This is a genomic window from Thalassobacillus sp. C254 (assembly GCF_001310615.1).
This window is the reverse complement of the sequence record NZ_BAXQ01000027.1, coordinates 13,778-38,585: the sequence shown is the minus strand read 5'-3', so window position 1 is coordinate 38,585 and position 24,808 is coordinate 13,778. Positions and strand designations below refer to the sequence as shown.

The 24,808-nt window shown below is 39.1% G+C and carries 16 protein-coding genes and 8 pseudogenes; 19 read left to right on the top strand and 5 right to left on the bottom strand.

Translation table 11 applies throughout. The features are described from left to right. Nucleotides 1-85: 85 nt before the first annotated feature. On the top strand, nt 86-376 hold the full coding sequence (locus tag JCM19033_RS18595) for a hypothetical protein (RefSeq protein WP_054637425.1): 291 nt from the start codon (nt 86-88) through the stop codon (nt 374-376). 340 nt (nt 377-716) lie between these two features. Here the strand turns inward: JCM19033_RS18595 and JCM19033_RS18590 are convergent, their stop codons facing one another. After that, nucleotides 717-1,562 (bottom strand): cupredoxin domain-containing protein, encoded by an 846-nt coding sequence (locus JCM19033_RS18590; protein ID WP_054637424.1) that lies wholly within the window; start codon nt 1,560-1,562, stop codon nt 717-719. Between the two features lie 332 nt (nt 1,563-1,894). Between JCM19033_RS18590 and JCM19033_RS18585 the strand changes: the two genes are divergently transcribed. Next, the gene (locus JCM19033_RS18585; protein ID WP_054637423.1) at nt 1,895-2,323 is read left to right on the top strand and encodes a TIR domain-containing protein; all 429 of its coding nucleotides are present in this window, start codon (nt 1,895-1,897) and stop codon (nt 2,321-2,323) included. A gap of 192 nt (nt 2,324-2,515) precedes the next feature. Then, a complete protein-coding gene (locus JCM19033_RS18580) occupies nt 2,516-2,899 on the top strand; it encodes a hypothetical protein (RefSeq protein ID WP_054637422.1) in 384 nt (127 codons plus the stop codon). 360 nt (nt 2,900-3,259) lie between these two features. Here the strand turns inward: JCM19033_RS18580 and JCM19033_RS22690 are convergent, their stop codons facing one another. Continuing rightward, nucleotides 3,260-3,451 carry a transcriptional regulator GutM gene (locus JCM19033_RS22690; protein ID WP_083465582.1) on the bottom strand — a complete coding sequence of 64 codons (192 nt, stop codon included), beginning with the start codon at nt 3,449-3,451 and terminating at the stop codon, nt 3,260-3,262. A 511-nt stretch (nt 3,452-3,962) separates the two neighbouring features. On the opposite strand from JCM19033_RS22690, the gene JCM19033_RS28465 reads away from it, so the two are divergent. The 8 genes and pseudogenes from JCM19033_RS28465 to JCM19033_RS18555 all read left to right on the top strand — a co-directional run bounded on the left by JCM19033_RS28465 (nt 3,963) and on the right by JCM19033_RS18555 (nt 12,121). After that, entirely contained in the window at nt 3,963-4,100 is a 138-nt protein-coding gene (locus JCM19033_RS28465) for a GTP-binding protein (protein ID WP_374701269.1), read from the top strand. Between the two features lie 216 nt (nt 4,101-4,316). Next, nucleotides 4,317-4,759: pseudogene (gene sufU, locus JCM19033_RS18575) on the top strand (Fe-S cluster assembly sulfur transfer protein SufU). 396 nt (nt 4,760-5,155) lie between these two features. Next, nucleotides 5,156-5,413, top strand: a pseudogene (locus JCM19033_RS28460) (GTP-binding protein); the annotation flags it as partial. A gap of 671 nt (nt 5,414-6,084) precedes the next feature. After that, the gene (locus tag JCM19033_RS18565) at nt 6,085-8,265 is read left to right on the top strand and encodes a pullulanase (RefSeq protein WP_083465583.1); all 2,181 of its coding nucleotides are present in this window, start codon (nt 6,085-6,087) and stop codon (nt 8,263-8,265) included. Nucleotides 8,266-8,519: 254 nt separating this feature from the next. Further along, nucleotides 8,520-10,209 (top strand): annotated as a pseudogene (locus JCM19033_RS18560) (alpha-glucosidase). Between the two features lie 314 nt (nt 10,210-10,523). After that, nucleotides 10,524-10,595 (top strand): annotated as a pseudogene (locus JCM19033_RS28455) (hypothetical protein); the annotation flags it as partial. Between the two features lie 190 nt (nt 10,596-10,785). Beyond that, nucleotides 10,786-10,890 (top strand): annotated as a pseudogene (locus JCM19033_RS28450) (GH32 C-terminal domain-containing protein); the annotation flags it as partial. A gap of 277 nt (nt 10,891-11,167) precedes the next feature. Then, nucleotides 11,168-12,121, top strand: coding sequence for an ROK family glucokinase (locus JCM19033_RS18555; RefSeq protein ID WP_054637437.1), 954 nt, complete (start codon nt 11,168-11,170; stop codon nt 12,119-12,121). 590 nt (nt 12,122-12,711) lie between these two features. Here JCM19033_RS18555 and JCM19033_RS18550 read toward each other — a convergent pair. The 3 genes and pseudogenes from JCM19033_RS18550 to JCM19033_RS18540 all read right to left on the bottom strand — a co-directional run bounded on the left by JCM19033_RS18550 (nt 12,712) and on the right by JCM19033_RS18540 (nt 17,091). After that, nucleotides 12,712-14,033, bottom strand: a pseudogene (locus tag JCM19033_RS18550) (MATE family efflux transporter). 118 nt (nt 14,034-14,151) lie between these two features. After that, a pseudogene (locus tag JCM19033_RS28445) lies at nt 14,152-15,907 on the bottom strand (glycoside hydrolase family 13 protein). A gap of 71 nt (nt 15,908-15,978) precedes the next feature. Next, nucleotides 15,979-17,091, bottom strand: coding sequence for an ABC transporter ATP-binding protein (locus JCM19033_RS18540; protein ID WP_054637420.1), 1,113 nt, complete (start codon nt 17,089-17,091; stop codon nt 15,979-15,981). Between the two features lie 373 nt (nt 17,092-17,464). Between JCM19033_RS18540 and JCM19033_RS26535 the strand changes: the two genes are divergently transcribed. The 8 genes and pseudogenes from JCM19033_RS26535 to JCM19033_RS18515 all read left to right on the top strand — a co-directional run bounded on the left by JCM19033_RS26535 (nt 17,465) and on the right by JCM19033_RS18515 (nt 24,512). Then, nucleotides 17,465-17,794, top strand: coding sequence for a hypothetical protein (locus tag JCM19033_RS26535; protein ID WP_269758376.1), 330 nt, complete (start codon nt 17,465-17,467; stop codon nt 17,792-17,794). An 11-nt stretch (nt 17,795-17,805) separates the two neighbouring features. Continuing rightward, on the top strand, nt 17,806-18,744 hold the full coding sequence (locus JCM19033_RS18535) for an extracellular solute-binding protein (protein WP_269758375.1): 939 nt from the start codon (nt 17,806-17,808) through the stop codon (nt 18,742-18,744). An 82-nt stretch (nt 18,745-18,826) separates the two neighbouring features. Beyond that, nucleotides 18,827-20,122: pseudogene (locus tag JCM19033_RS18530) on the top strand (carbohydrate ABC transporter permease). After that, nucleotides 20,122-20,973 (top strand): sugar ABC transporter permease, encoded by an 852-nt coding sequence (locus tag JCM19033_RS18525; protein WP_083465580.1) that lies wholly within the window; start codon nt 20,122-20,124, stop codon nt 20,971-20,973. Before JCM19033_RS18530 ends, JCM19033_RS18525 begins: the two are co-directional and overlap by 1 nt. Before the next feature lie 54 nt (nt 20,974-21,027). Continuing rightward, the gene (locus JCM19033_RS27670; protein WP_306301396.1) at nt 21,028-21,432 is read left to right on the top strand and encodes a DUF4968 domain-containing protein; all 405 of its coding nucleotides are present in this window, start codon (nt 21,028-21,030) and stop codon (nt 21,430-21,432) included. Then, nucleotides 21,410-23,212 (top strand): glycoside hydrolase family 31 protein, encoded by a 1,803-nt coding sequence (locus JCM19033_RS18520; RefSeq protein ID WP_306301395.1) that lies wholly within the window; start codon nt 21,410-21,412, stop codon nt 23,210-23,212. Before JCM19033_RS27670 ends, JCM19033_RS18520 begins: the two co-directional genes overlap by 23 nt. Continuing rightward, nucleotides 23,197-23,382 (top strand): hypothetical protein, encoded by a 186-nt coding sequence (locus tag JCM19033_RS27665; protein ID WP_306301394.1) that lies wholly within the window; start codon nt 23,197-23,199, stop codon nt 23,380-23,382. Before JCM19033_RS18520 ends, JCM19033_RS27665 begins: the two co-directional genes overlap by 16 nt. Before the next feature lie 83 nt (nt 23,383-23,465). Beyond that, a complete protein-coding gene (locus JCM19033_RS18515) occupies nt 23,466-24,512 on the top strand; it encodes a LacI family DNA-binding transcriptional regulator (RefSeq protein ID WP_054637419.1) in 1,047 nt (348 codons plus the stop codon). The last annotated feature ends 296 nt before the right edge of the window (nt 24,513-24,808 follow it).

Here is a 24,808-nt window from a genome sequence, read left to right as displayed (position 1 = left end):
GTGAACGTAGATAGTATACTAAAATATAAATAAGAAACTCTTTTTGATATATTATCTAGAATTAGCACAGGAAGGAGAAAGTTTTATGATAAAAAAGGCCGCAATAGTGATAGCTACGGTAGCAGTTGGAGTATCTTTTGCAAGCAGTGCAAGTGCTCATCAACATTATATTGAAACTCCTAACGGTAAACAAGTACTTATCCGGGAAGAGCCACCTCATGTTCATGAGAATCACCATCATATTCATGAGAGGTTACATACCGGGCCTGCAGAAGAGCATAGAGCTATTTCTGTAAATGTAGTAAATCCGGACGGGGAAGGCGGTTATGTCGATAGGAAAACTGGAGAATCAGTCAATCCGAAAAACAAGAAGTAACCTATTTAAAGGAACTCGAGAAAATAGTTCAATCTTAAGACCAAATCAGCAGGATTTGGTCTATTCTTTCTCCAACCAATGTTTGCTCCTAAATAAATCATGTATTTCGCCTTTTAATTGCCCTTTTTGTTTAAGGGTTTCTTTTATCTGTTGTATCGCAGATGCCATGGTGTATTGAATATTAATAGGGGTCGAAGAAACACTCACAATTGAAAAAGAAACATGGGTTCCGGTTCAGGGGACGAATAAAGGAAACTCTAATGGGTTTGTGAGACCATCGATTAAACCAACAGATATAATGAAAGTAAGTGAACCAAAGACGCCCTATGTCTTCCCATTATTAATCTGTACTACTCACTGTAATGGTTGTTACCATGCCAGCTTCTGTATGATTAGGAAGCGAACATATAGCTTGATAAATTCCAGGCTCCGAAAAAATAACCGACTGGCTATTAGTGGTCCCGGGAAATGTATGAATATGAACCCCTGCCTCTTTAATTACAAAGTCATGCTCCTGAGAACCCAAGTTCATTAACGTAAAAGTAATCTCTTCGTTTGGTTGTATAGGAATATTCTTGGGATGGAAACTATATTCCGTGGCATGAAGCATGATGTTGTTGTTTGAAGCATGAGAATGAGAAGAGTCATCTATAATACTGTTGGGAGTCTGAAAAGAATAAGTATGAAAACTGATAATGAAAAGGCAAACAACAAAAAAATAAGCAACTGGTGGAAACAAAACCTTTTTTTCCGCTTTTACTTTATTTATCTCAGAAATTTGTAACAGGTACACGAGAAAGAAAACAGCTGCAGTTAAAAGACTCATTATCAGTAGCAACTGAATATATGTTTCAGGAGCACTCATAACACCGAGCATCGTACCCATCATTCCACCCATTATTCCAGCCATAACACCTTCTAAAGAGGCTGCCAGAGAGAAGGGGTAGCCTGATATAACCCCAATGACTAAACCCATAAGCATACTGATAACTGTCATTTCAAAAAAGGCAGTGGGATATAAAATAGATGTTACTGTCCCTGTGCTTAAACCAACGATCATTCCTAATGTCATAGCAATTACCATGCCTGCCATATTGCTTATCATGCTTTTAAATAAATAGGAAAAGATTATTAACCAACTTAACAAGGAAATGATAATAATTACAAGGGCGATAAGTTGTAGCACAATATCTTCTCCTCTCCATCCTTAACTCATTTTCATTTTATTAAGAAAGAAATATTAATATGTACAAGGTAGAAGGGTTTCCTTTGGATTATATGGAAGATGGTTTACTATTTAGGGTAGTTTGTAGCTAAAACACTTCTGAGAATATGTAGAAGTTTCTCAAACGAAATTATAAATAATTACACGTTATCACTAATTCAATACTTTCAAACAAATAAAGACGGATCGATTAAAGTTTATTAACTCTGCACTAAAGGGTTAACTCAGTAATTTATACCCTATTAATAAATGATAAACTTAAAATAGAAAAACATTTAGAAAGGAGGAGGAAGATGACTAAAAAACCAAAAGTTTTTATTGGATCAGCACGTGAATCAATAAGTTACGTAGATGCTATTCATCAATCTTTAAGTTATATTGCCGAAGTTACACCGTGGCATACAGCTTTTACACAACCAAACACATACAATATGGAGCATTTAGAAAGAGAACTTAATCAAGCAGATTTTGCTGTCTTTGTCTTCTCACCTGATGATATTGTGAAAATTCGTGATGAAGTACTTTTTATTTCACGTGATAACACACTGTTTGAAATGGGATTATTTTGGGGAAAGCTAAGGAGAAATCGAGTATTTTTCTTAATGCCAGAGCAATTACCAGACCATTCAGACTATAATCAAGTCACCGGAATAAGGATACCGACCGATTTATCTGCCTGGCGCCCCTCCATTATGAAGTGCGTCGCGATAATAACCTTTTAGCTGCGGTAAGCAGTTCATGTGCGATTATAAAAAAGAAATTGAGTATTTGGGAAATTTCCCAACCTAGAAGAAATTGTCGGTCAACTTCAAAGAAAAGAATCTAACAATGCCATAGTCACTAAATTTCTTTTTCACTTCACAAAATATGTTTTACATAATCCTTCAGACAAATTTAATGCTCTATATGAAAATTTGCGGACTGCATATTCAACTCCTGAAGGTTTCACTGTTAGCGGGGGGGCCATTTGGGTAGCGGGAGAAGAAGAATTAACTCAAGTTGCTGGAAATGAGGGAAAAGGGAAATCATTCCCTTTTAATGTTAACAATAAGGTGGATCAGAATGATAAAAAAATAAAAGTGGTTGAAAGTTACCTTAATAGTGAAGACCTCGTTGTTTTGAAAGATGATTACATTGTAAAAACTTATTTGCTGTGCTATCCTATAGGCAATCAGTTAGTTGCAACGATTCATATGAGCGGTGCAAGGGAATTAAGTACAGAGGAACTGGATTTGTTATTCGTAAATAACCATGAATTGTTAAGGGTAGCTAACTACCTTTTTAGAGGTGATGTGTAATGAAAAAATACACCCTGTCATCAGACAAGCAAATTCCTAAAAGCTCTTATAGAATCGGAAAATCCGTCAAGGAAGTTAGACCACATGTAGTTTCTAATCGGAGAAAAGGTTCCGAAGTTGTGGTTTACAAAAGAAAAGCTAAATACACTGAACCTGACTACGCTCGATCAGAATAAAAGGTAAAGGACCGAAGATTTCGGTCCTTTTTTGTTCTTTAGAATTTGCATTGTTTAACCCGCATTTATTCTCGTGTACTAAAAGAAGTTTTGCAAGCAGCATATTTTAGCTAAATATACCCGCTTGTGGCCTATCTTATCGTTTTTCCTTGCACGAAGGTATTCAATTCTCGGGGTATTTCCCTCAACTTGTCTCTATAAAAAGGGAATAGCATTGGTATAGTAAAATCCCAAAAGGAGGAGTGTGCGCTAAAAAATGTTTATTAAAGTGTTTTATTTGTAGAAATCCTAGTAAGCTTTGTAAAAGCCAAGCTCCTCCTATGAGAATAATAATGTAAAGTTTATTATTTTCAACTTCTCCCCCACTAGTGATCACTTTGTAATTTGCTACCGCATCCTGAATGCTAGCAACCGTCAGTGGATCATAGTAAAAATAAAAATGGAGGTATCCCCCATTTTTAATGCATTACTTGACCGCCTGTTACATTTATTGATTGTCCAGTCATATAGGTTGCTATAACTAAGGATTTTATGCTTTGTTGGAAGAGCCAAACTCGCGCATGTAAAAAGTTAAGAAAGCTTATAAAAGCACAAGTATAATTTGCTGACATTGTCCTAATCAATAAAATAGATCAGATAAGTGAGTCAGCATTAGATACTATAAAAGAAGATGTTCAGAAGATCAATCCAAGGGGACTAGTTAAGCCGGTAACGTTTGCGAACGTTGACCCTACTTTATTATTTTGTTCAACTTCTCTCCACTCGAGTCGATCTACACAAAATGTTCAGGTTTCTTCTCACGTTCATAATCATTTACATCTAAGAACGATCACCGCTCCCATGAAAGGTCCAATAGATCGAGTTCAACTGGTGGAAACTCTACGAGAATGGAACAACACCTTTACCGAGTGAAAGGATTTGTTCAATTAAAAGAGTCCCCAGGATCATTTTTGTTTAATTATTCGTATGGGGAACCTTTGTTTGAACGGTGGGAAAAACCTATGGACCTTTCTTGGTCTTCATAGGTGAAAGTCTAAACCAAAGTGAGATAGAAAAACATTTAGGTGAATGGCAAGTAAGTAGAAATTAGGAAGAGATTATAGAAAAGGAATTAAAATGTTTACTTGGTAGCCAGTATCATGAAAAAATGAATATTTTATAGTGTTAAAATAAACCAATTTACGATTAAGTGGTGTTAAGTGACACATCAACTTGTAAAAAGAGTAAAGGAGGGGTAAAGGGTGCTAGATCAATTATACCGACAGTTAGTCATAGAGCATTCTAGGAATAGGCGAAACCATAGAAAACTAGAAGGCGAACAAGTCTTGCAGCAACATTATAAAAACCCTACCTGTGGGGACGTCATGACATTGTTTTTAAAGTTGTCGGACGAACGTTATATTGAGGATATCTCTTTTATTGGGGAAGGATGTAGCATTAGCATGGCTTCTGCATCATGATGACAGAGCAATTAAAAGGAAGGAGCCTAAAAGAAGCGACGCAACTCCGTCATGCCATGGAACAAATGATTCGAAAAGGTAAAATAGCTGAAGAAGTCGATTTAGGAGACGCTCTATCCTTAGAAGGGGTTCATAAGCTAAGAGCACGTCATAATTGTGCATTGATGACGTGGCAAGCGCTAGATCGTGTTCTTGAGAATCATGTAGAGTATGGACCAAAATAACTTTCCTTAACTAGAAATTGTGCACTTACTACTGAAGAGATTGACCACTTGTTTCCTCTTCTTGGTAGAGGATTATTCGTCGTGCCGTGTGTAAAAGATTAGTATTAACTTTTGAGGTTTTACTGACTATTGGAGAATGGTGGACGTTGGTATATCTTCTTCTTTACTCAGCCATCAAGAATATCAAAACATATTTTGGCCTAACGAAAAAGTAAATCTGCATTTGACCTAGGACGTAATACCCTTTACAATCTTGTAATAATTCCTATTTACTCTTATCTACATTATAAAAGTAGCCATATTAGACGGAGAAAGGCAATATAGAAAAGGCAAGTATAGTGAGTATACATACGTTTTCTTATACTTTTGAGAACCTATTAATAGGAAAAATTTGAACAGTTTCTAACTACTTTAGACAATAAGGTTCTTAGGGCCAAGGAACTTATTCCTTTTGAAGATAATACATATATTTTTCAATATACACCAACCAACTATACCTTGGACCCTCTTGATTGGTCAGTTTCTATTGAAAAAATGGTATTTATAGGCACGGGAATGGATAAAAAATCTATTTATGAGGATATTAAAAGTTGTGAAATTTCTAAGGTGAAAGGTGGCTACAGAATACTTCAAAGGAGGATGTTTTTCTCTTAGGAGCATTCCATTTACTAAGGTGAACAGTCGTGGTGAAAAAATTATCCATAACAGCTGAATCTTCAAACGTAATCGTTTGACCTTCCTCTTCATTAGTTTGTTGTTCCTGCAAGCAGTCAAGAGAACAATAAACACTAACGCTAAAGGCAATTTATACATATGTACACACTCCTCTTTTTTAAATCGTAATGATTACTATTATTAATTATAGTATAATCTCATTAACTTATCAAAGTATTCTCAAAATAAAAAGCACCTCTATCGACAAAAAAGAATAGAGAGTTGAGCTTACAGCCAGATGTGTGTTTACATATACAAACCGACCAGATTCTAGCCTTGAAGATAGCTTAGAGCCTGCAGGGATTCAAGTTATACGCATGAACAAGCCCTTGTGTTAAAAATCATCTACTATTCAAAAAATTGCAAATTTTATGTTGACAAAAGCTATATTAAGCTTTATTCTATGTGAAGCGTTTACAAATATGTGCAAACGTTTGCACATATTGTGAAATTACTTATGCAAGTGTGTTTATAAATCACTAAGGAGGTGATTCTACTTGCTCTAACAATGCTCCATTGAGCTTAGGAAACCCGATAAAAAGGAGAAAATCAGTGTACTTACTTAAAATTCATTCTACATTTTATTTAAAAAGGAGTTGGTTGCGTTGAGTATGCACCGGAAAAAGCTCGTTGTATTTCTAACGGTATTTACAATACTATTTTCTTTAGTGAACTTTTCACTAGTTGATTCTCTCACGACAGATCAAGTAGCAGGGCAAGAAAATGACTGGAGAACGATTGATGAATTGTATGCATATGACGGTGACCTAGGGATTGATCTTCATGAGGACGGAACTGCGACATTAAAGTTCTGGTCCCCAGGTGCAGACAATGTGGCCGTGCGGTTATATGATAAAGATGATCAAGATGAAGTCGTTACTGATGACATCGACATGAATCTAGGGGATCGTGGCGTATGGCAAGTTGATTTAAATGAAGGAAATACAGGTGTAGCTGATTTAACAGGTTACTATTATCATCTTGTCATTGAAAGAGATGGAGACAAAAAGCTTGGGCTTGATCCTTATGCTAAATCAATGGCTACTTGGGATAGCGATGGTGATGTACCGATTGGAAAAGCAGCCATTGTCGATCCATCATCTATCGGTCCGGACCTCGAATTTGCGGAAATTGATGGTTTTGAAAAGCGAGAAGATGCGATTATTTATGAAGCCCACGTAAGAGATTTCACCTCTGATCCAAGTATTGATGAGAAATTAGAAAGTCAATTTGGGACGTTTGCAGCGTTTGCTGAGAGGCTTGATTACATTGAAGATTTAGGTGTAACCCATATTGAGTTGCTTCCTATCATGAGTTATCTTCATGTAAATGAATATGATTCTGAGAGATTGTTAGATTATTCCTCAACCGGGAACAATTATAACTGGGGTTATGATCCACACAGTTATTTCTCTCCAACGGGAATGTATTCAGAAGATCCCGATGATGCGGAATTAAGAATTGAAGAACTGAAAAATCTTATCGATGAGATTCACTCGCGTGATATGGGTGTCATTTTAGATGTCGTGTATAACCATACGGCAAAAGTAGAAATATTTGAGGATCTAGTTCCGAACTACTACCATTTTATGTATGCCGACGGCACACCTAAAATCAGTTACGGCGGTGGTCGTTTAGGTACAACCCATGCAATGAGCCGAAAAATTCTTGTTGATTCGATTAAGTATTGGACAGAAGAATTTAAGGTAGATGGTTTTCGTTTTGATCTGATGGGTGATCATGATGCAGAAAGTATCCAAATCGCTTATGACGAAGCAAAAGAAATCAACCCGAATGTAGTCATGATTGGTGAAGGTTGGAGAACATATGAAGGTGATGATGGTGATGAAGATGTTATGCCAGCTGATCAAGATTGGATGCAACATACAGAGAGCGTTGGCGTTTTCTCTGATGATTTTAGAAACGAATTAAAATCTGGTTTTGGACATGAAGGGGAGCCAAGATTTATTACAGGTGGCGCAAGAGATATTCAACAAATTTTTGATAATGTAAGAGCGCAACCTCACAACTTTAAAGCGACACATCCAGGTGATGTGGTTCCTTATATTGAAAAGCATGATAACTTAACCCTTCATGATGTCATCGCTGTTGCCATTCAGAAAGATCCTGATTACCATCAAGAGGAAATTCATCAACGTATTCGTCTAGGAAATACGATGTTGTTAACTTCTCAAGGAACGGCATTTATTCATGCCGGGCAGGAATTTGGTCGTACAAAACAGTTTCGAGCAGAGACAGATGAAGCGCCATATAAATCACATTATGGAGTTGATGAAGATGGGAATCCATTTGAATATCCATATTTCATTAATGACTCATATGATTCTAGTGACGCTATAAATATGATCGACTGGGAAAAAGCGACCAATGAGGAAGAATATCCAATCAATAATCTGACGAGAGAGTTCACAAAAGGGCTTATTGAATTAAGAAGGTCAACGGATGCGTTTAGATTAGGAACGATGGATGAAGTGGAGTCTAATGTATCATTCATTGATGCACCAGAAATCGAAGAAACGGATCTAATGATTGGATATAAAGCTGAATCAACAGATGGAACGGGAACGTATTATGTATTTATCAATGCAGACGATCAAGAAAGAGCACTCACTTTACCACCTCGCGCAAGTAGGGATTTAATGAGGGGTACAGTTTTAGTAGATAGTGATGAAGCTGGCATAGAGGAAGTATCTGAACCGTCGGGTTTTAAACGGACAGGGCGCACTATAACAATTGAGCCTTTGACATCAGTAGTAATAAAGGTGGATTAGTGAGAAAGGGGAAGGTCATAAAGGAAGCAGAATATAAAAAGTAACAGGAATCAATAAAGAGTTTAGCTAAGCATAAAAAATGAAATGTGTATGTCACCGCTCGAGTTCATAAACGATAAAAGGCTTGAAACGGGCGGTGTATTTCTTCCGAAGGGGAGGCCATATAAGATAGAGTCAAAAGTAAAACACTCGGCGAAAAGCGGAGTTTTTATAATCTCAAGAGAGTAAACGTTTACTCTAGAAAGGATGTAGAAATGGAAACAAAAAAATGGTGGAAAGAAAGTGTTGTTTATCAAATTTATCCCAGAAGTTTCAAGGATAGTAATAATGATGGTATCGGAGATATTAAGGGTATTACTCAAAAGCTCGATTATTTAAAAAGGCTGGGCATAGATGTAATCTGGCTTTCTCCTGTGTATGACTCTCCTAATGACGACAATGGGTATGACATTCGTGATTATCAAAAGATTTTAGAAGAATTCGGTACGATGAAGGATTTTGAGGAGCTGCTAGATGAAATCCATAAGCGAGACTTAAAGCTTGTCATGGATCTTGTGGTGAATCACACTTCTGATGAACATCATTGGTTTGTTGAATCACGTTCTTCCAAGGAAAGCACCAAAAGAGATTACTATATATGGAAAGAAGGAAAAAACGGTTCTGAACCAAATAACTGGGAGTCTAACTTTAGCGGATCTGCTTGGGAATATGATGAAGAGACAGGGGAATATTTTTTACATTTATTCAGTAAAAAGCAGCCCGATTTAAATTGGGAAAATGAAAACCTACGAAACGATATTTATAATATGATGAGATGGTGGCTTGATAAGGGAATTGATGGGTTTCGTATGGATGTTATTAATTTTATATCCAAAAACCAAAACTTTCCTGATGGCGATCGGGAGCCGGGTTATCCGTTTGCATCAGGTGCAAAGCATTTTATGAATGGTCCACGAATTCATCAGTTTTTACAAGAAATGAATCAGAAGGTTCTTTCAAATTATGACATCATGACAGTGGGTGAAATGCCAGGTATAAATATAGATGAGGCAAAACAATATACAGGCGAAAAACGAAAATGAATTAAACATGGTTTTTCATTTTGAACACATGGACCTGGGAAATGGACCTTCTGGTAAATGGGAGGACCAACCTTGGAAATTAACCGATCTAAAGAAAATATTGACAAAATGGCAAAAAGGCCTAGAAAATGAGGGGTGGAATAGCCTTTATTGGAATAATCATGATCAACCCAGGGTAGTATCACGGTTTGGAGATGACGGGGAGTATAGGGAAAAGTCTGCAAAAATGCTTGCTGTATGTCTTCACATGATGAAAGGTACTCCCTATATCTACCAAGGTGAAGAAATTGGTATGACGAATGTTGCTTTTTCGTCCATCGAAGATTACAAAGACATAGAAACAGTAAATTGGTATAACGAACAGATCACTTTAAAGAATAGTGATCCTGCTAAACTTTTACAATCGATCCATGCTCGAGGACGGGATAATGCCAGGACACCGATGCAGTGGAATTCCGACGAACATGCTGGATTTACAAAAGGAACACCTTGGTTAAAAGTTAATCCAAATTATAAGGAGATAAATGTACAGAGCGCTTTACAAGATCGTAATTCAATTTTTTATTTTTATCAAAAATTGATTCAGTTGAGAAAACGTGAAGACGTAGTGGTATATGGTAGGTATGATCCTTTGTTAGAAGAAGATGAAAATATATTTGCGTACACCAGAACACTCCGTAGCGAAATGCTTTTAGTCGTTTGTAATTTCTCAAACAAGGTGATTAAACGTAACTTAGGAGCAAGGTATAACAAAAAGAACAAAGAATTGTTGATTACAAATGACAAAACACGTGAGGAATCAGATGATCAGGAGGTTATGGTCATACAACCCTATGAGGCATTTGTGTATAAATTGACGTAAACACACATTGAAGAGAAGCTTATGATTACGAGGTGAACAACAGACCATGTTGGATAAACGTTCTGGAAGATTAATGGTTCAAGTAGACTTCTAATAAGAGAGGTTTGTAATAAGTGGAATGGCGGTAAAGTAGAGAGAGTATTAGCAACCTTAACGAACAACTGCACAAGGCAACCCTTTCTTTACAGAGACACCAGGAAGAAGTAGATAAAACAAATGGCGTTTGAATTATATGTTGCCCCGCTTGCTTTTTGGATGAATGATCCAAATGGGTTATTTATTAAAAGGGAGAATATCATCTTTTCTATCAGCACGATCCTTATTCACCAAAATGGCGATCCATACATTGGGTCGGTCCATCTAAAGATCATCTAAAGATCATCTAAAGATCATCTAAAGAGCAGGGGTCTTGTAAACTAGGAGCACCTTCCAGTGGCGTTAGCCCTAGGAAGCCTATGATTAAGATGGATGTGTTTCTGGAAGTGCAATCGAGAAGGATGGAAAATGTACACAGGAAACCAATGAACCGAAGATTAAACTTGTTAAAGCTTCGTATCTTTGTGAGACCATTCTTCTGTTGAGATCTTTATCAAAGAGGGAGAAAAAGTGATGACTGGGGGAATATATCCCCAACCGGGTGTAGAATCTATAGAGTTATGGAGTGACAAGAACGTTCAATGAGAATATGTGCAACCGTTTGCTCAAATTAAAGAAAGTAGGGTCCAGAAAGGTTCTCTTCCTTGTTTGAATATAAGAGATGAGCGTGTGGGAAAACGGAGGTGTCGCTCTGTTTTCTAGTGATCGAGAACCCTGCTATGCAAACTGTTGAGGAATTAGTATCCAGCGTAGGAGATAAAGTGAGGGACACCTTATAACTACAGGAGGCTCGTAGTTTTATGAGAGGTAGATTTTAAAGGTGATAACTACCATGAAACATTTCGAGGAGGGGGAGGAAAAGATGAGCAGGGCATACATACTGGGAATTGATGTAGGAGGTACCTCAATTAAAATGGCATTGTTTACAAGAAAGGGTGAAATGGTAAAAAAGTGGTCCATTCCTACAGATAACCAAGAGGAAGGAAATTACATTGTACCTCAGGTTAAACAGTCTGTTGTGATGAAACTAGAGGAAAAAGGGCTTTCTTTAGATAATCTTAGTGGAACGGGTATTGGTGTTCCAGGTTTTCTAGATAATGAAAATGAAAGGGTAGAATCTGCTGTAAACATTGGTTGGAGAGATTATCCACTCGTCTCCATTTTATCTCAAAGTTTAGGGACACCAGTCCTTATGGATAATGATGCTAACTTGGCTGCAGCAGGTGAGTTTTGGAAAGGAGCGGGGAAAGGCGCACAAGATGTAATGTGTTTTACGATAGGAACAGGTGTGGGAGGAGGAGTAATAATTGACGGGAAAATAGTCCATGGAGTAGGAGGGATGGCTGGAGAGGTAGGGCATATTACTGTAGACCCTTTCGGAGGAAAGAAGTGTAACTGTGGAAAAAAAGGCTGCCTTGAAACAATTTCCTCTGCAACCGGAATGGTAAATGAAGCACTAGAGGGATTAATGCAACGGAGCAACTCACTTCTTCACCAAAAGAAAGGAAACGAATTAATAGCAAAGGATATTTTTGAAGCAGCAGCTAAGGAGGACGAATTGGCAAAAGAAGTAATAGATCGTTCCATGTTTTATTTAGGACTAGTCATTGCCAATGCCTGTACTCTTTTAAATCCTAAAAAGATTGTGATTGGAGGAGGTGTTTCTTCAGCAGGGGATGCATTACTAGATCCTCTTCGTAGCCACTTTAGTCGATTTGCATTAAAAAAGGTAAAAGATGACACGGAGTTTGTGGTTGCAGAATTAGGGAATGATGCAGGGGTAACAGGAGCTGCCTGGTTGGCTTTACATTCTTGATTTTTCCACTCATTTTTCTCAAGAGAAGGTTATTCGTGCGAACCGTTTAGGGGAAATATTCCCAGTAATTGTATAATAATGCAAAGGAGTTGTCTCAAAAGGGTAAGTCGAAATTACCGAATCCTAAAAATAACCCCGTATCACCACTAAAGTGGTACGGGGTTATGCATTTACCCTTATATTTAATAAAAGGGGGTAAAAAATTTTAGTGAACTACTCACCACTTAACTAACGTTTGAAGTTGGAGCTTCTCAACTCCCCGACGAAAGCAATCATTCGTCTCCTAGCTTTGGGTAGTTCCTACCCTAGATATCCGATGTTTCGGAGTTCTTTTATTACCTTGGATATTTTCCGCAACAGAGGTGCTTGGTTTTCGCATCATTTTTCCTGTTGCACCTCCTATATCCAGTTATCAAAGAACACCATAGGTTTATTGGTACCAAAATGTCATAAAATAGAACAGGCAAAAGCTTGTCCTTGTCTGAAGCCGATTTATCTCCCCCTTATAGGTAAAGGTGTAAGGTTTTTAAGGGAGGAGACTTCTCGGCTGAATGTGTTTAAAATACCTCTAACAGGCGGGGGAGGGGGCACTACTCGTATCCTTGGGCTTCCTGTATGGTGTTTCTCTTTGTAAAAGCCATATTCCGCCATTTGCCTTGTTTCCATCTCCAGATCATACCTAATCCTCTAAACCATTCATCGCTGATCATAGCGACCCACACCCCGATTAATCCCCAGCCTACATTTACACCGAGGATATAGGCTAACGGAACAGAAATCCCCCACATGGATATGATGCCCAAAATAACTGGAAATTGTACATCCCCTGCGGCTCGGAGGGAATTGATAACAACTAGGTTTGCTGCTCGTCCTGGTTCCAATATCACTGTTAGAAGAATAAGTGTCGACCCTACCGAAATAATGGACTCATTAGCTGTGAAAATGGAAAAATATAGGAACTATTAAGGTATACCATGGCAGCCATGAGTGTAGAAATGATGACCGCAAGCTTCAGGCTTCTCATGCAGCGATAGTACGCTTTTTCTTTATCACCTGCACCAGTGTAGTGACCAACCAGTATTTGTGTACCTTGCCCAATTGCGACAGAAAACAGGAAAACGAACATTATGATATTAAGAGTGTAGACTCTCGTAGTTAGTGCCTCGGTTCCCATCTGAACAACAAAGTAAGTAATCATCATTTGGGAAGTACTATAGGCTAGATGTTCACCTGCTGAAGGTATACCTATTTTTAACAATTGTTTTAGTTCCCGTACTGGTTTTTTTAGAAGGTAAGAAAAGGGTAATTCACCTTTGACTCTCTTATAAACAATTACAAACAACACAATCATTGCTAGTAAACGACTCCCTGTGGTAGCAATCGCTACACCTGTGACACCAAGAACTGGAAAGCCAAAGGGACCAAAGATAAATAAATAATTTCCTATAATATTTAAAAGATTCATTCCCACTGTGACTTTCATAGAGTCTTTTGTGTAACCGTAACTTCTGAGAATCGCTCCTAACGTCATAATAATGGCTTGAATAAAGATGAATCCACCGACGATCATCACATAAACATTGGCGGTATCAAAAAGATCTTCTGGCAAGTTCATCATTTGCATAAGAATAGAGCTCGAACTAAATAAAACAATGCTAAGCACAAATCCGAAAAGTAGGTTAGCTCCTAGGGAGACGACAGCCACTTTTCCAGCAGATGACTCTTCCTTGGCCCCTACATGTTGGGCGATAAGAATAGCAGTACCTGTAGACACAAACCCAAACATGACTATAACCAAAGAGAGGATTTGATTAGAAACACCTACAGCGGCTACGGCTTCATCCGAATATTGACTTAACATTAGAGTATCAGCATTTCCCATCACCATATGGAGGAGAGTTTCGATAAAAATCGGCCACGTTAAAGCAAAAAGCGTTAGTTTTTTTTATTTGAGTTCGTTGCTTCTGACATCAAGTCACCTTCTTAGAGGAAGGTCTCTTTACTGAACTTCCCAGGAATCTCCAGAACACTTACGTCGAAAAGATTGCATAGCTAAAGGGTTGGAATATCACTGTTTCACCATCGAGAGATAATCCTTTTTGCATCAAAGATTTTTTTCTATTAAATTCATGTAAGTCAGCAGGAAGTGTAACGTGTTGCTCTGTTGGAGATAAACAAAGAGTAACGATAAGGTCCTGGTCTTCACCCTCACCCTGTATTCTGTAGATGAGTATTTTTTTATCATTATCTGCCAAATTAATTGAAAAAGATTTCCCATGAGTGAGAGCTGGATTTTCTGTTCGCAATTGAATCAATGACTGAATAAAAGTAAAAAGCTCTCTATCCTGCTCTTCTTCTTCCCAAACCATGCACTTTCGGCACCCAGGATCCTGGTCACCCGTTATGCCAATTTCGTCCCCGTAATAAATACACGGGGTTCCAGGAGCGGTAAAAAGCATGACATAAAGGATTTCAAGCAATTCTTTGTTTTCATGAACTTGTGTGAGTATTCTAGGGGTATCGTGACTGCCAAGCAAATTAAATAAAAGCTGATTGACACTTGTAGGGTAATGATTTTGTATGGCTACCAGCTTTTTAGCAAACTCGGTAGTAGTAAGAGTTCCATACGCTCCGTAATCAAGAACGGCTTGGGTAAAAGGATAATTCATAACGCTGTCAAACTGATCCCCAAGCAACCACGCATGGAATCATGCCACACTTCCCCAAGGATAAATAAGTCAGGCTTTTCCTTTTTAACTGTTTTTCTAAAATCACGCCAGAAATCATGATCCACCTCATTCGCGACATCCAGGCGCCAACCGTCTATATCAAATTCTCTTATCCAATACACAGCGGCATTTAACAAATATTCTTTTACGTGAGGATTCTCCGTATTAAGTTTTGGCATAGATGCCACATACCCAAAGGTGTCGTAATTTGGATAAGGTTCTGTGACAACGGGAAAGTCACTCACATGAAACCAGTCTTTATAATCGGAATCCTCCCCGTTTTCCAGTACATCCTGGAACGGGGGAAAGAAAAATCCACTGTGGTTAAATACTGCATCAAGCATGACTCGTATATTTCGTTGGTGACATTTTTTCACCAATATTTTTAGATCTTCTTTCGTACCAAATTGAGGGTCAAGATTCATGTAGTCAATGGTGTCGTATTTATGATTTGATTTTGCTTTAAATATAGGTGTCAAATAAATGCCTGTGATCCCCAATCTCTGCAAGTAATCCAGCTTCTCTGTGATTCCTTGAATGTCCCCCCAAAGAAATTAGAGGGGGATGGAGGAGTTTTCCCCCACGGCAGGGTGTTTTCAGGGTTTAATGAAGGATTTCCATTAGCAAACCTTTCGGGAAAAATTTGATACCAAACAGTGTCCCTTGCCCATTCTGGAGGAGTAAAGATATCTGCTTGGTTAAGAAACGGAAAGCAAAAGTATGAACCAACATCTTGAGGAGCTGTTTTAAAGATTCCTTTTTCGGTATAAAACAAAATGTCGGTCATGTTGGAAATCCGAAATCCGTAGCGCAATCGTTTGTGCAATGGACTAAGGAAAACCGACCAGTAATCAAAACGGTCGCAACTTCCCTTGTGTGTCATAGGCGTGGATTTTGAGAGCCACAAACCATTTTCTACGTTGTAAGGATCACCATAAATACATTCTACACTTATGGCATCATGTTTTTTTGTTCTTATTTTTACTTCCACAGTTCTTGGACCCACGGCAAATGCGTCTCTGTACTTCGGTTCATGGAATATAGATGCTTTTTCCACTCAGAATTCCCCCTTGGGTGTAAATGTTGGTCGTCCTTCCTTATCGTCAAAATATCTTTAAAATTTGCTTTTTACGCAATAGTACTACTTTTTAATTCTTTCTTCTGTTTGTGGATCAAAAAATGGGCTTTGTTCATATCAAAAGCAACTTCAAGTGTATCACCAGAGCGTACATCTGTTCTTGAATCGATTCTGGCGACGATATTTTGCTCCCCAATTGTGCTATAAAGGATCGATTCTGCACCGTTCATCTCCGCAACCTCAATGTCCAGCGTAACCTTTGAATCTTTCGAATATTCGATAAATACTGGTTCATCATGCATGTCCTCTGGTCTTAATCCAAGAATAATAGGACCTTCCATGGCTCTGTTTTCTTCCAGTACTTTCAGCTGTCCTTCTGGTATTTTTATAGAAATATCTCCCACCTTAAAATGTTCTTCTTCTACCCTACCCTTGATAAAGTTCATCGCTGGGGAACCTATAAAGCCACCAACAAATATATTACTCGGATTTTTATAGACTTCCTTTGGGGTACCGACTTGCTGGACAATGCCGTCTTTCATAATAACAATCCTTGTGGCCATCGTCATTGCTTCTGTTTGATCGTGAGTTACATAGATCGTAGTTGAGTCTAATCTTTTATGTAACTTAGTAATTTCTGCCCGCATTTGGACACGTAACTTAGCATCCAGATTCGAAAGTGGCTCATCCATTAAGAAGACTTGAGGATCTCTTACGATTGCCCTTCCCAAAGCTACACGCTGGCGCTGCCCCCCGGAGAGAGCTTTAGGTTTTCGATCAAGGTACTCCTCTAATCCTAGGATCTTTGCTGCATTGTCAACTCTTCTTCGAATTTCGTCTTTACTGAACTTACGAAGCTTTAGACCAAACGCCATATTGTCATAGACACTCATATGTGGATACAACGCATAGTTTTGAAATACCATGGCAATGTCTCGATCTTTCGGAGCTACCTCATTCATCCGTTCATTGTTAATTAGTAAGTCACCAGACGAAATCTCTTCTAATCCTGCGATCATGCGAAGCGTAGTTGATTTTCCACAACCGGAGGGCCCTACAAATACAATGAATTCCTTGTCCTCTATATCTAAGTTAAAATCCTTTACTGCAGTAACGTCTCCATCATAGGTTTTAAAAATTTGGTTTAATTTAATCTCAGCCATGTCAATCTCTCCTTTGTGTAATAATAATGCTAGAAAACATTCTAGGGTAAGGATGTCGTTTTTTCTGATTAAAATACAAACGACTCATGAGAAAAACTGTGGAAATTGTTTCTGAGTTCAAGAAGAAAGAAAATTAAGAAAATAACTTGTCAAAAACTTTAGTAAATTGTAAGATTGTACTCATAATAGAAACGCTTTCAAAGTTAGATATATTTTTTTCTTAACTAATGCAAGCGTTTGCGCAAATTATACTATAATCTTCGTTTTTAGAAAAGAGGGAAATTATAACATTGGAACAAGATTATGTATTTTGTGTCTTATCTTCACTTTTTATGCACGCGTTTGTACTACTAAATTAATGGGGGGATTTACAGTGAAGAAGCCATACGTATTAGCATCGCTAATGACAGTACCACTTGCCTTAACCATCGCAGGATGCGGGCCTGATCGGGAGGAAGAAGAGGTTAGTGTCGATATGGAAAATGGTGAAGAGCCAGCAAAACCAGAGTCTTTGACCATTTGGGCAAATGATGAGGAAGCAGGTCTAGAAGCCACCAGGGAAATACTAGAAAATTATGAGGAGAAAACCGGAATTGAGGTGACCATTCAAGCTGAGGCAATGTTGGAACAAACAGAACAAATATCACTTGATGGCCCTGGTGGTTCAGGACCTGATTTATTCTATCAGCCCATGACCGTATAGGAGATATTCATTTGCAAGGGTTAGCAGCACCACTAGAACTCTCCGAAGACAAGGTAAGCGAGTACCAAGAAGAGGCTATTCATGCAATGACATATGAAGAGACGTTATATGGAATTCCGGCTGTAACTGAAACGTATGCGATGTACTACAATACAGAAATCGTAGAAGAACCGCCAGAAACCTTGTCCGAGATCACTGCGTTGGCTGACGACCTAACAGACCGGGATAACAATGAATTTGGTTTTCTCATTGAAGCGGCAAATTTCTATTGGAGTTATCCTTTCTTCAGTGGACCGGGTGGATATGTCTTTGCACAAGATGAAGACGGAAACTATGACACATCTGATATTGGTTTGAATAACGAAGGGGCCGTAGAGGGAGCAGAGCAAATTCAAGAATGGTTTATGAATGGATGGATTCCAACAGGTTTGGATGATGACGTTTTAGATGGCCTTTTCACGGATGGTTCTGTGGGAGTAGTTGTGAGCGGACCGTGGTCACTCCCTGGATACCGGAATGCTTTAGGAGACAACTTAGCTGTGGCCTCCCTTCCGACGACCGATGAGGGAGAATCATTAAACTCCTTTGCCGGGGTCAAAGGATGGTTGGTTTCTAATTTCATCGAAAGCGACCGTCAGTACTGGGCCACAGACTTGGCTTTATATATGACAAGTCAAGAAAGTTCAGAAATTTACTTTGAAACAGCTGGAGAGCTTCCAGCAAGAGATGATGTAATTGAATCTGACTTGATACAAGAGGATGAGTTTTTTGCTGGGTTTGCCCAACAGGTTCAACATGCTGAAGCGATGCCTAATGTTCCTGAAATGTCCCAGGTATGGGATCCAATGAGTGATGCTCTTCAGTTCATTTCCCAAGGGGAAGACCCTAAAGAAGTTTTAGACGAAGCCGTTGAACAGATTGAAGCTGAAATTCAAATTCAAGGCCAATAAAGAATAGTCAGAAGTAAGGGAGAGGAATCCGTCCTTGCTTCTGACTCTATATCTTACAACATTACATTAGGAGGGAGCTCACATGGGGAAGAGATCTGGAAAGCAAATCGATCCAGAAAAGCATAGTGTTAAAACAGCTTTACTTTTAGGTCTTATTCCGGGGATAGGACAATTATATAATCGCCGTTACATAAAAGGGGTAATCATGCTGGGGCTGACACTGGCTTTTATTGTAACATTTTATGATTTTTTCAACATGGGCTATTGGGGGCTCTTTACCTAGGTACGCTTCCGGGAGTGGATGATTCTCGTACCCTTCTTGTGCAAGGGCTACTTTCTGTCATTTTAACGGTATTTGCCATTGGCTATTATATCGGATGTTTGATGGACGCTAGAAGGGATGCAAAAAAGATTCAACAGGGGTGGAGGATCCCTTCTGTAAGGGCAGGATTTAAAAACTGGTGGGAATCCAGTTTTCCATATCTTCTTATCGGTCCAGGATTTCTCTTGTTAGTTTTTGTAGTTATATTTCCATTATTATTTATGGTGTCGTTGGCGTTTACAGATTACGGACGTTACAACTCACCGCCGGGAAACCTACTAAGCTGGGTCGGATTTGAGAACTTTATTAACCTCTTCACCCTTCCTCTGTGGAGGGAGACGTTCCTGTCTGTTCTCTCATGGACACTGATCTGGACATTTGTTGCGACTACTCTTCAAATTGCTTTAGCTCTGTTTCTAGCTGTGATCATAAATGATCCAAGAGTGCGGTACAAAAAACTGATTCGTACAGTTTTTATTCTGCCTTGGGCCGTTCCATCGTTTGTAACTATTTTAATTTTCGCTGCTTTATTTAACGACAACTTCGGGGCAGTGAATAGGGATATCATAGTGCCTTTCCTGGGGAGTGGGATTCCTTGGATGTCCGACCTTTTGGGGGAAAATAGCTTTAATCATGATACAGGTGTGGCTTGGGTTCCCGTTTGTGTTTGCTTTGTTTACAGGGGTTCTTCAAAGCATCTCAAGTGATTGGTATGAAGCTGCAGATGTCGATGGGGGGACACGCTTACAAAAGTTTCGATTTATCACGTTGCCACATGTGCTATTTGCCACCGCTCCCTTACTAATCATGCAATATGCTGGTAACTTTAATAACTTTAATATCATTTACCTCTTTAACGGAGGGGGGCCTCCCGTTCGAAACCAGTATGCCGGGGGTACCGACATTTTAATCTCCTGGGTCTACGGGCTGACCTTTGAAAACAATATGTTTAACATGGCGGCTGCCGTTTCAATTCTGATGGGATTAATGGTCGTGATCTTTGCATTCTTCCAATTTAGAAAAACACGTTCGTTTAAAGAGGAGGGCAAAATTTAATGATAAAGCTAACGATGAAGACAAAATCTAGGATAGAAGTAGCTTGCATTTACATGGTTGTGGCTATCATGTTTGTTGTTATTGCCTATCCACTGTTATGGACGCTTGGGTTGTCCTTAAATGAAGGAAGAAGTTTGTATGCTTCATCCATTATCCCTGAAAGCTGGTCACTGGAACATTACCGCTGGCTCTTTTTTGACCCGAGCAGTATGTATGTAACGTGGTATAAAAATTCACTGATTGTGGCCATAACCACTTCTTTCTTTTCTACCTTTATTGTCGCGTTGGTTGCCTATGCTTTTTCCCGCTATCGCTTCAAAGGAAGAACCTACGGGTTGTATACCTTTCTGCTTTTGCAAATGTTCCCAGTCTTGATGGGAATGGTGGCCTTATACTTACTATTAAACCAAATTGGGCTTCTTGACTCACTGATAGGTTTGATTTTGATCTATGTCGGTGGAGCGATTCCGATGAACGCCTTCTTGGTAAAAGGGTACTTTGACACCATACCAAAAGAGCTTGATGAGTCGGCAAGAATGGATGGGGCCGGACATTTCAGAGTATTTTTTACCATCATGCTCCCGCTCGCCAAACCGATTTTAGCGGTTGTCGCTTTGTTTAACTTTATGGCGCCTTTTATGGATTTTTTGCTGGCTCGTATTGTGTTACGAAGTCCGGAAAATTACACCTTGGCAGTTGGATTGTTTACCTTTGTAAGTGACCAGTTTGCTAACAATTTTACTCGCTTTGCCGCGGGGGCTGTCTTAATCGCTATTCCGATTGCAACGGTCTTCTTATTGTTGCAGCGTTGGTTGGTTTCCGGTCTTGCTTCTGGGGCAACAAAAGGGTAAATATCTTCTATTTAATGTGTATATCTAAAAGTACGAAAAGGAGTGGAGTTGTCAATGAAAGATACAAGTTTTGCTATACATCCAGGTACCAAGAAGAAATTAGAAGGAACGGATTACCGTGATATTGGAAACTTAGTCTCTTATACTATTAAGGACAATGGTAGTTTGATAGGCTATTGTGAAAAAGGGTTTGTTCGTATTTTTTTCTACAAAGCCGACATTGTGCGTGTCATGATGGACCCTAAAAAAGAACCAGTAGTATCAAGCAGCCATGCATTGGTGGCCGAACCAACAACGGCAGACGTAGAGGTAAAAGAAAGAGATTCCTACATTCTAATGGAGACATCAAAGCTCACCGTGCATTTACAAAAAGTTCCGTTTAGAGTAAGAATAACTGATGGTGAAGGAAGGACTTGTTTCGGAAAACGAAAAAGGGATGGGGCACAGTGCTACCGGTGAAGTCATTTGCTACAAAGAGATGGATAAGGATGATCATTTCTATGGTTTCGGTGAGAAAACGAGTTTTCTGGATAAACGAGGGGAAAAAATGACCATGTGGAATTCTGATGTCTTTGCTCCTCATAACCCCGAAATCGATGCACTCTATGAGTCAATCCCATATTTCATGACTGTGAATAAAGGAAAGGCTCATGGGATTTTCTTTGATAACACCTTTAAGACAGTGTTTGATATGAAGAGTTCAGACGAGACGTATTCTTTTTCCGCAGAAGGAGGAGTTATAAACTACTATGTTCTGGCTGGTCCTTCTCCTAAAGATGTGATCAAGCAGTATTCTTATTTAACAGGACGGATGCCACTACCTCCAAAGTGGGCTATTGGATATCATCAGTCTAGGTATAGCTACGAAACAGAAGATGAAGTAAGAGAATTGGTCCAAACCTTTAAAGATAAACAGATTCCACTGGATGCAGTATACTTAGATATACATTACATGAACGGGTATAGAGTATTTACATTTGACGAGGAACGTTATCCAAACCCTGGGCAATTAATCGCAGATCTTAAAAATGAAGGGATTCATGTAGTTCCGATTGTTGATCCGGGGGTCAAAGTGGATCCAGAATATTCTACTTATCAGGAAGGGATCCAAGGAGATCATTTTTGTAAGTATATGGATGGGAAAATATATAATGGGGACGTATGGCCAGGGAATAGTGCGTTTCCAGATTTCACTAATGAAACAACCCGTAACTGGTGGGGAGAAAAACATGATTTTTATGTAGACAAAGGAGTTGAGGGAATCTGGAACGACATGAATGAACCAGCCGTCTTTAATGAAACAAAAACCATGGACTTAGCCGTTGTACACGGAAACGATGGGTATCCAAAAACCCACCGAGAATTGCATAATGTATATGGTCTGTTGATGGGTAAGGCCACATATGAAGGATTGCAAGAACGGCTAAACGGCAAGCGTCCTTTCCTGTTGACTCGTGCGGGGTATGCTGGTGTTCAACGTTATGCGGCAGTATGGACAGGGGACAACCGTAGCTTTTGGGAGCATTTACAAATGGCCATTCCGATGTGCATGAACCTAGGAATTTCAGGCGTTCCATTCTGTGGTCCGGATGTAGGGGGATTTGCTCATGACACAACAGGAGAACTGCTTGCCCGTTGGACACAGGTCGGAGCTTTCACTCCATTTTTTAGAAACCACTCCGCCTTAGACACCGTCCAGCAAGAACCATGGGAGTTTGGCGAGGACATTGAAGCGATCACAAAGAAATACATTAATCTTCGTTATATATGGATGCCTCATATATATTCATTATTTAAGGAAGCGAGTGATACGGGAGTACCTGTAATGAGGCCATTGCTCCTAGAGTATCCGGCAGACCCAGAAGTGTTTAATTTGTCAGATGAATTCATGATCGGTGACTCTGTGATTATTGCTCCAATCTTACACCCCGACAAAAATCACCGAGCCGTCTATTTACCAAAAGGCACTTGGATTAATTATTGGACAGGAGAAGAATACTCAGGGCAAGAATATCATCTAGTAAAAGCCAACCTTGATACTTTACCTATGTTTATTAAAAAGGGAGCCATCATTGCTCTTGGCCAAGAAAAACGATCAACGGAAGAAAAAGATAAGAGGGTTACCTTTCACGTGTATCCATCCATGGATGGAGGAGATTATTTTTTTATGAAGATGACGGGAGGACCTTTGATTACAAGGAAGGAAAGGCTTTTGAAAGCTATGTGCGTTATGAAGTAAAAGGGGATACAATTGATTTTACCTTTGATACTACTAATGATTCCTATAAGCCGGGATGGGAAAGCGAGATCGTGGTCCATGGTGTGGAAGATGGCATGGTTCTCAAGATAAATGGAGAAGAAAAGGGACGATCAGAAAGCAGATCAGGCACGATCAATGCACGTATGTAAGCAATTACAATAATGTTTGTATGGTACGGCAATTTCACTTACAATAAGAAAGAAGAAAGGATTGAGACAAGGAGGTGATGCATTTGGCGGTTACGATAAAAGATGTAGCTCGATTGGCAGATGTTTCTCCGTCAACTGTATCACGGGTCATAGCAAATAGTCCGAGGATAAGTCATCGTACAAAAGAAAAAGTGAAAGTTGCCATGGAGGAACTGGGCTATCACCCAAACTATAATGCTAGAAGTCTTGCGAATCATAACACCACGAATACTTTGGGTATTGTCATGCCGAATTCTGCAAAGAAAGCGTTTCAAAACCCATTCTTTCCGGAAGTTATCCGAGGAATTAGCAGCAAAGCTCGTAAAGAGGGGTATGGCCTTTACTTATCAACAGGTCAAACAGAAGAAGAACTTTTTGATGAAGTTACTCATATGGTGGAAGGGTCTCGCGTGGATGGGATTGCCCTACTTTATTCCAAGATCAATGACAAAATCTTGCATTATTTAGTAGAGAAAAATTTTCCGTGTGTGTTAATAGGAAGACCTTATGAGATTCCCGAGGAACAAGTCACGTTTATCAATAATGATAATATAAAAGCCGCTAAAATGGTGACAGATTATTTGCTGTTACTAGGGCATAAAGACATTGCGTTTGTGGGAGGAAACGAGGAATTTGTTGTCACGCTTGATCACTTGAACGGCTACGAACAGGCGTTGAAACAAGCTGGTCTACAACTAAAAGACCATTATAAGGTTTATCATGAAGAGTTAGAAGAGGGAGGCCAGGAAGCGATTATAGAACTGATGTCACTAAGCGAGCCGCCAACAGCTCTTGTAGTGTCAGATGATATTATGACCTTTGGGGTGCTTCGCATGCTGTCAGACATGGGTGTTAAGGTACCAGAAGAACTTTCAATTATTAGCTTTAACAATGTCATGATTTCAAAACTCTCTTCTCCTCCGATGACTACGGTTGACATTCATATTTATGACATAGGGCATAAAGCTTGTCACCATTTGATAGAGAAGTTGAAAGATCCATCCTTACCAAATAAAAAAGTTATTATTCCACACCGCCTGGTAAAGCGAGAATCATGCAAGAAACATAATGGAGCCTCTACTCGATTATAAGGGCACATGCGTTTCGAACTGTCCCCTGTTAAGCAGACAGAGGAAACAATAAAAACAACTCTAAGCGTCTTTAGCTCTATATTCATTAGCTAAGGCCGTTTAATAGTTTTGGATATTCCTTATGCTTATAAAAATTAACGTATTTATCCACGTCTCTAGAAGTTCCTCAAACCTGTTGTACTTATTTTAAATAATACTTTTCCATTTGAGTGTTCCCCAAAATGATTCCATTGGTTCGTTTTCTACGCATCTTCCTACGTTGATAATAAAGCCATCATACAGATTCAGTATGCACT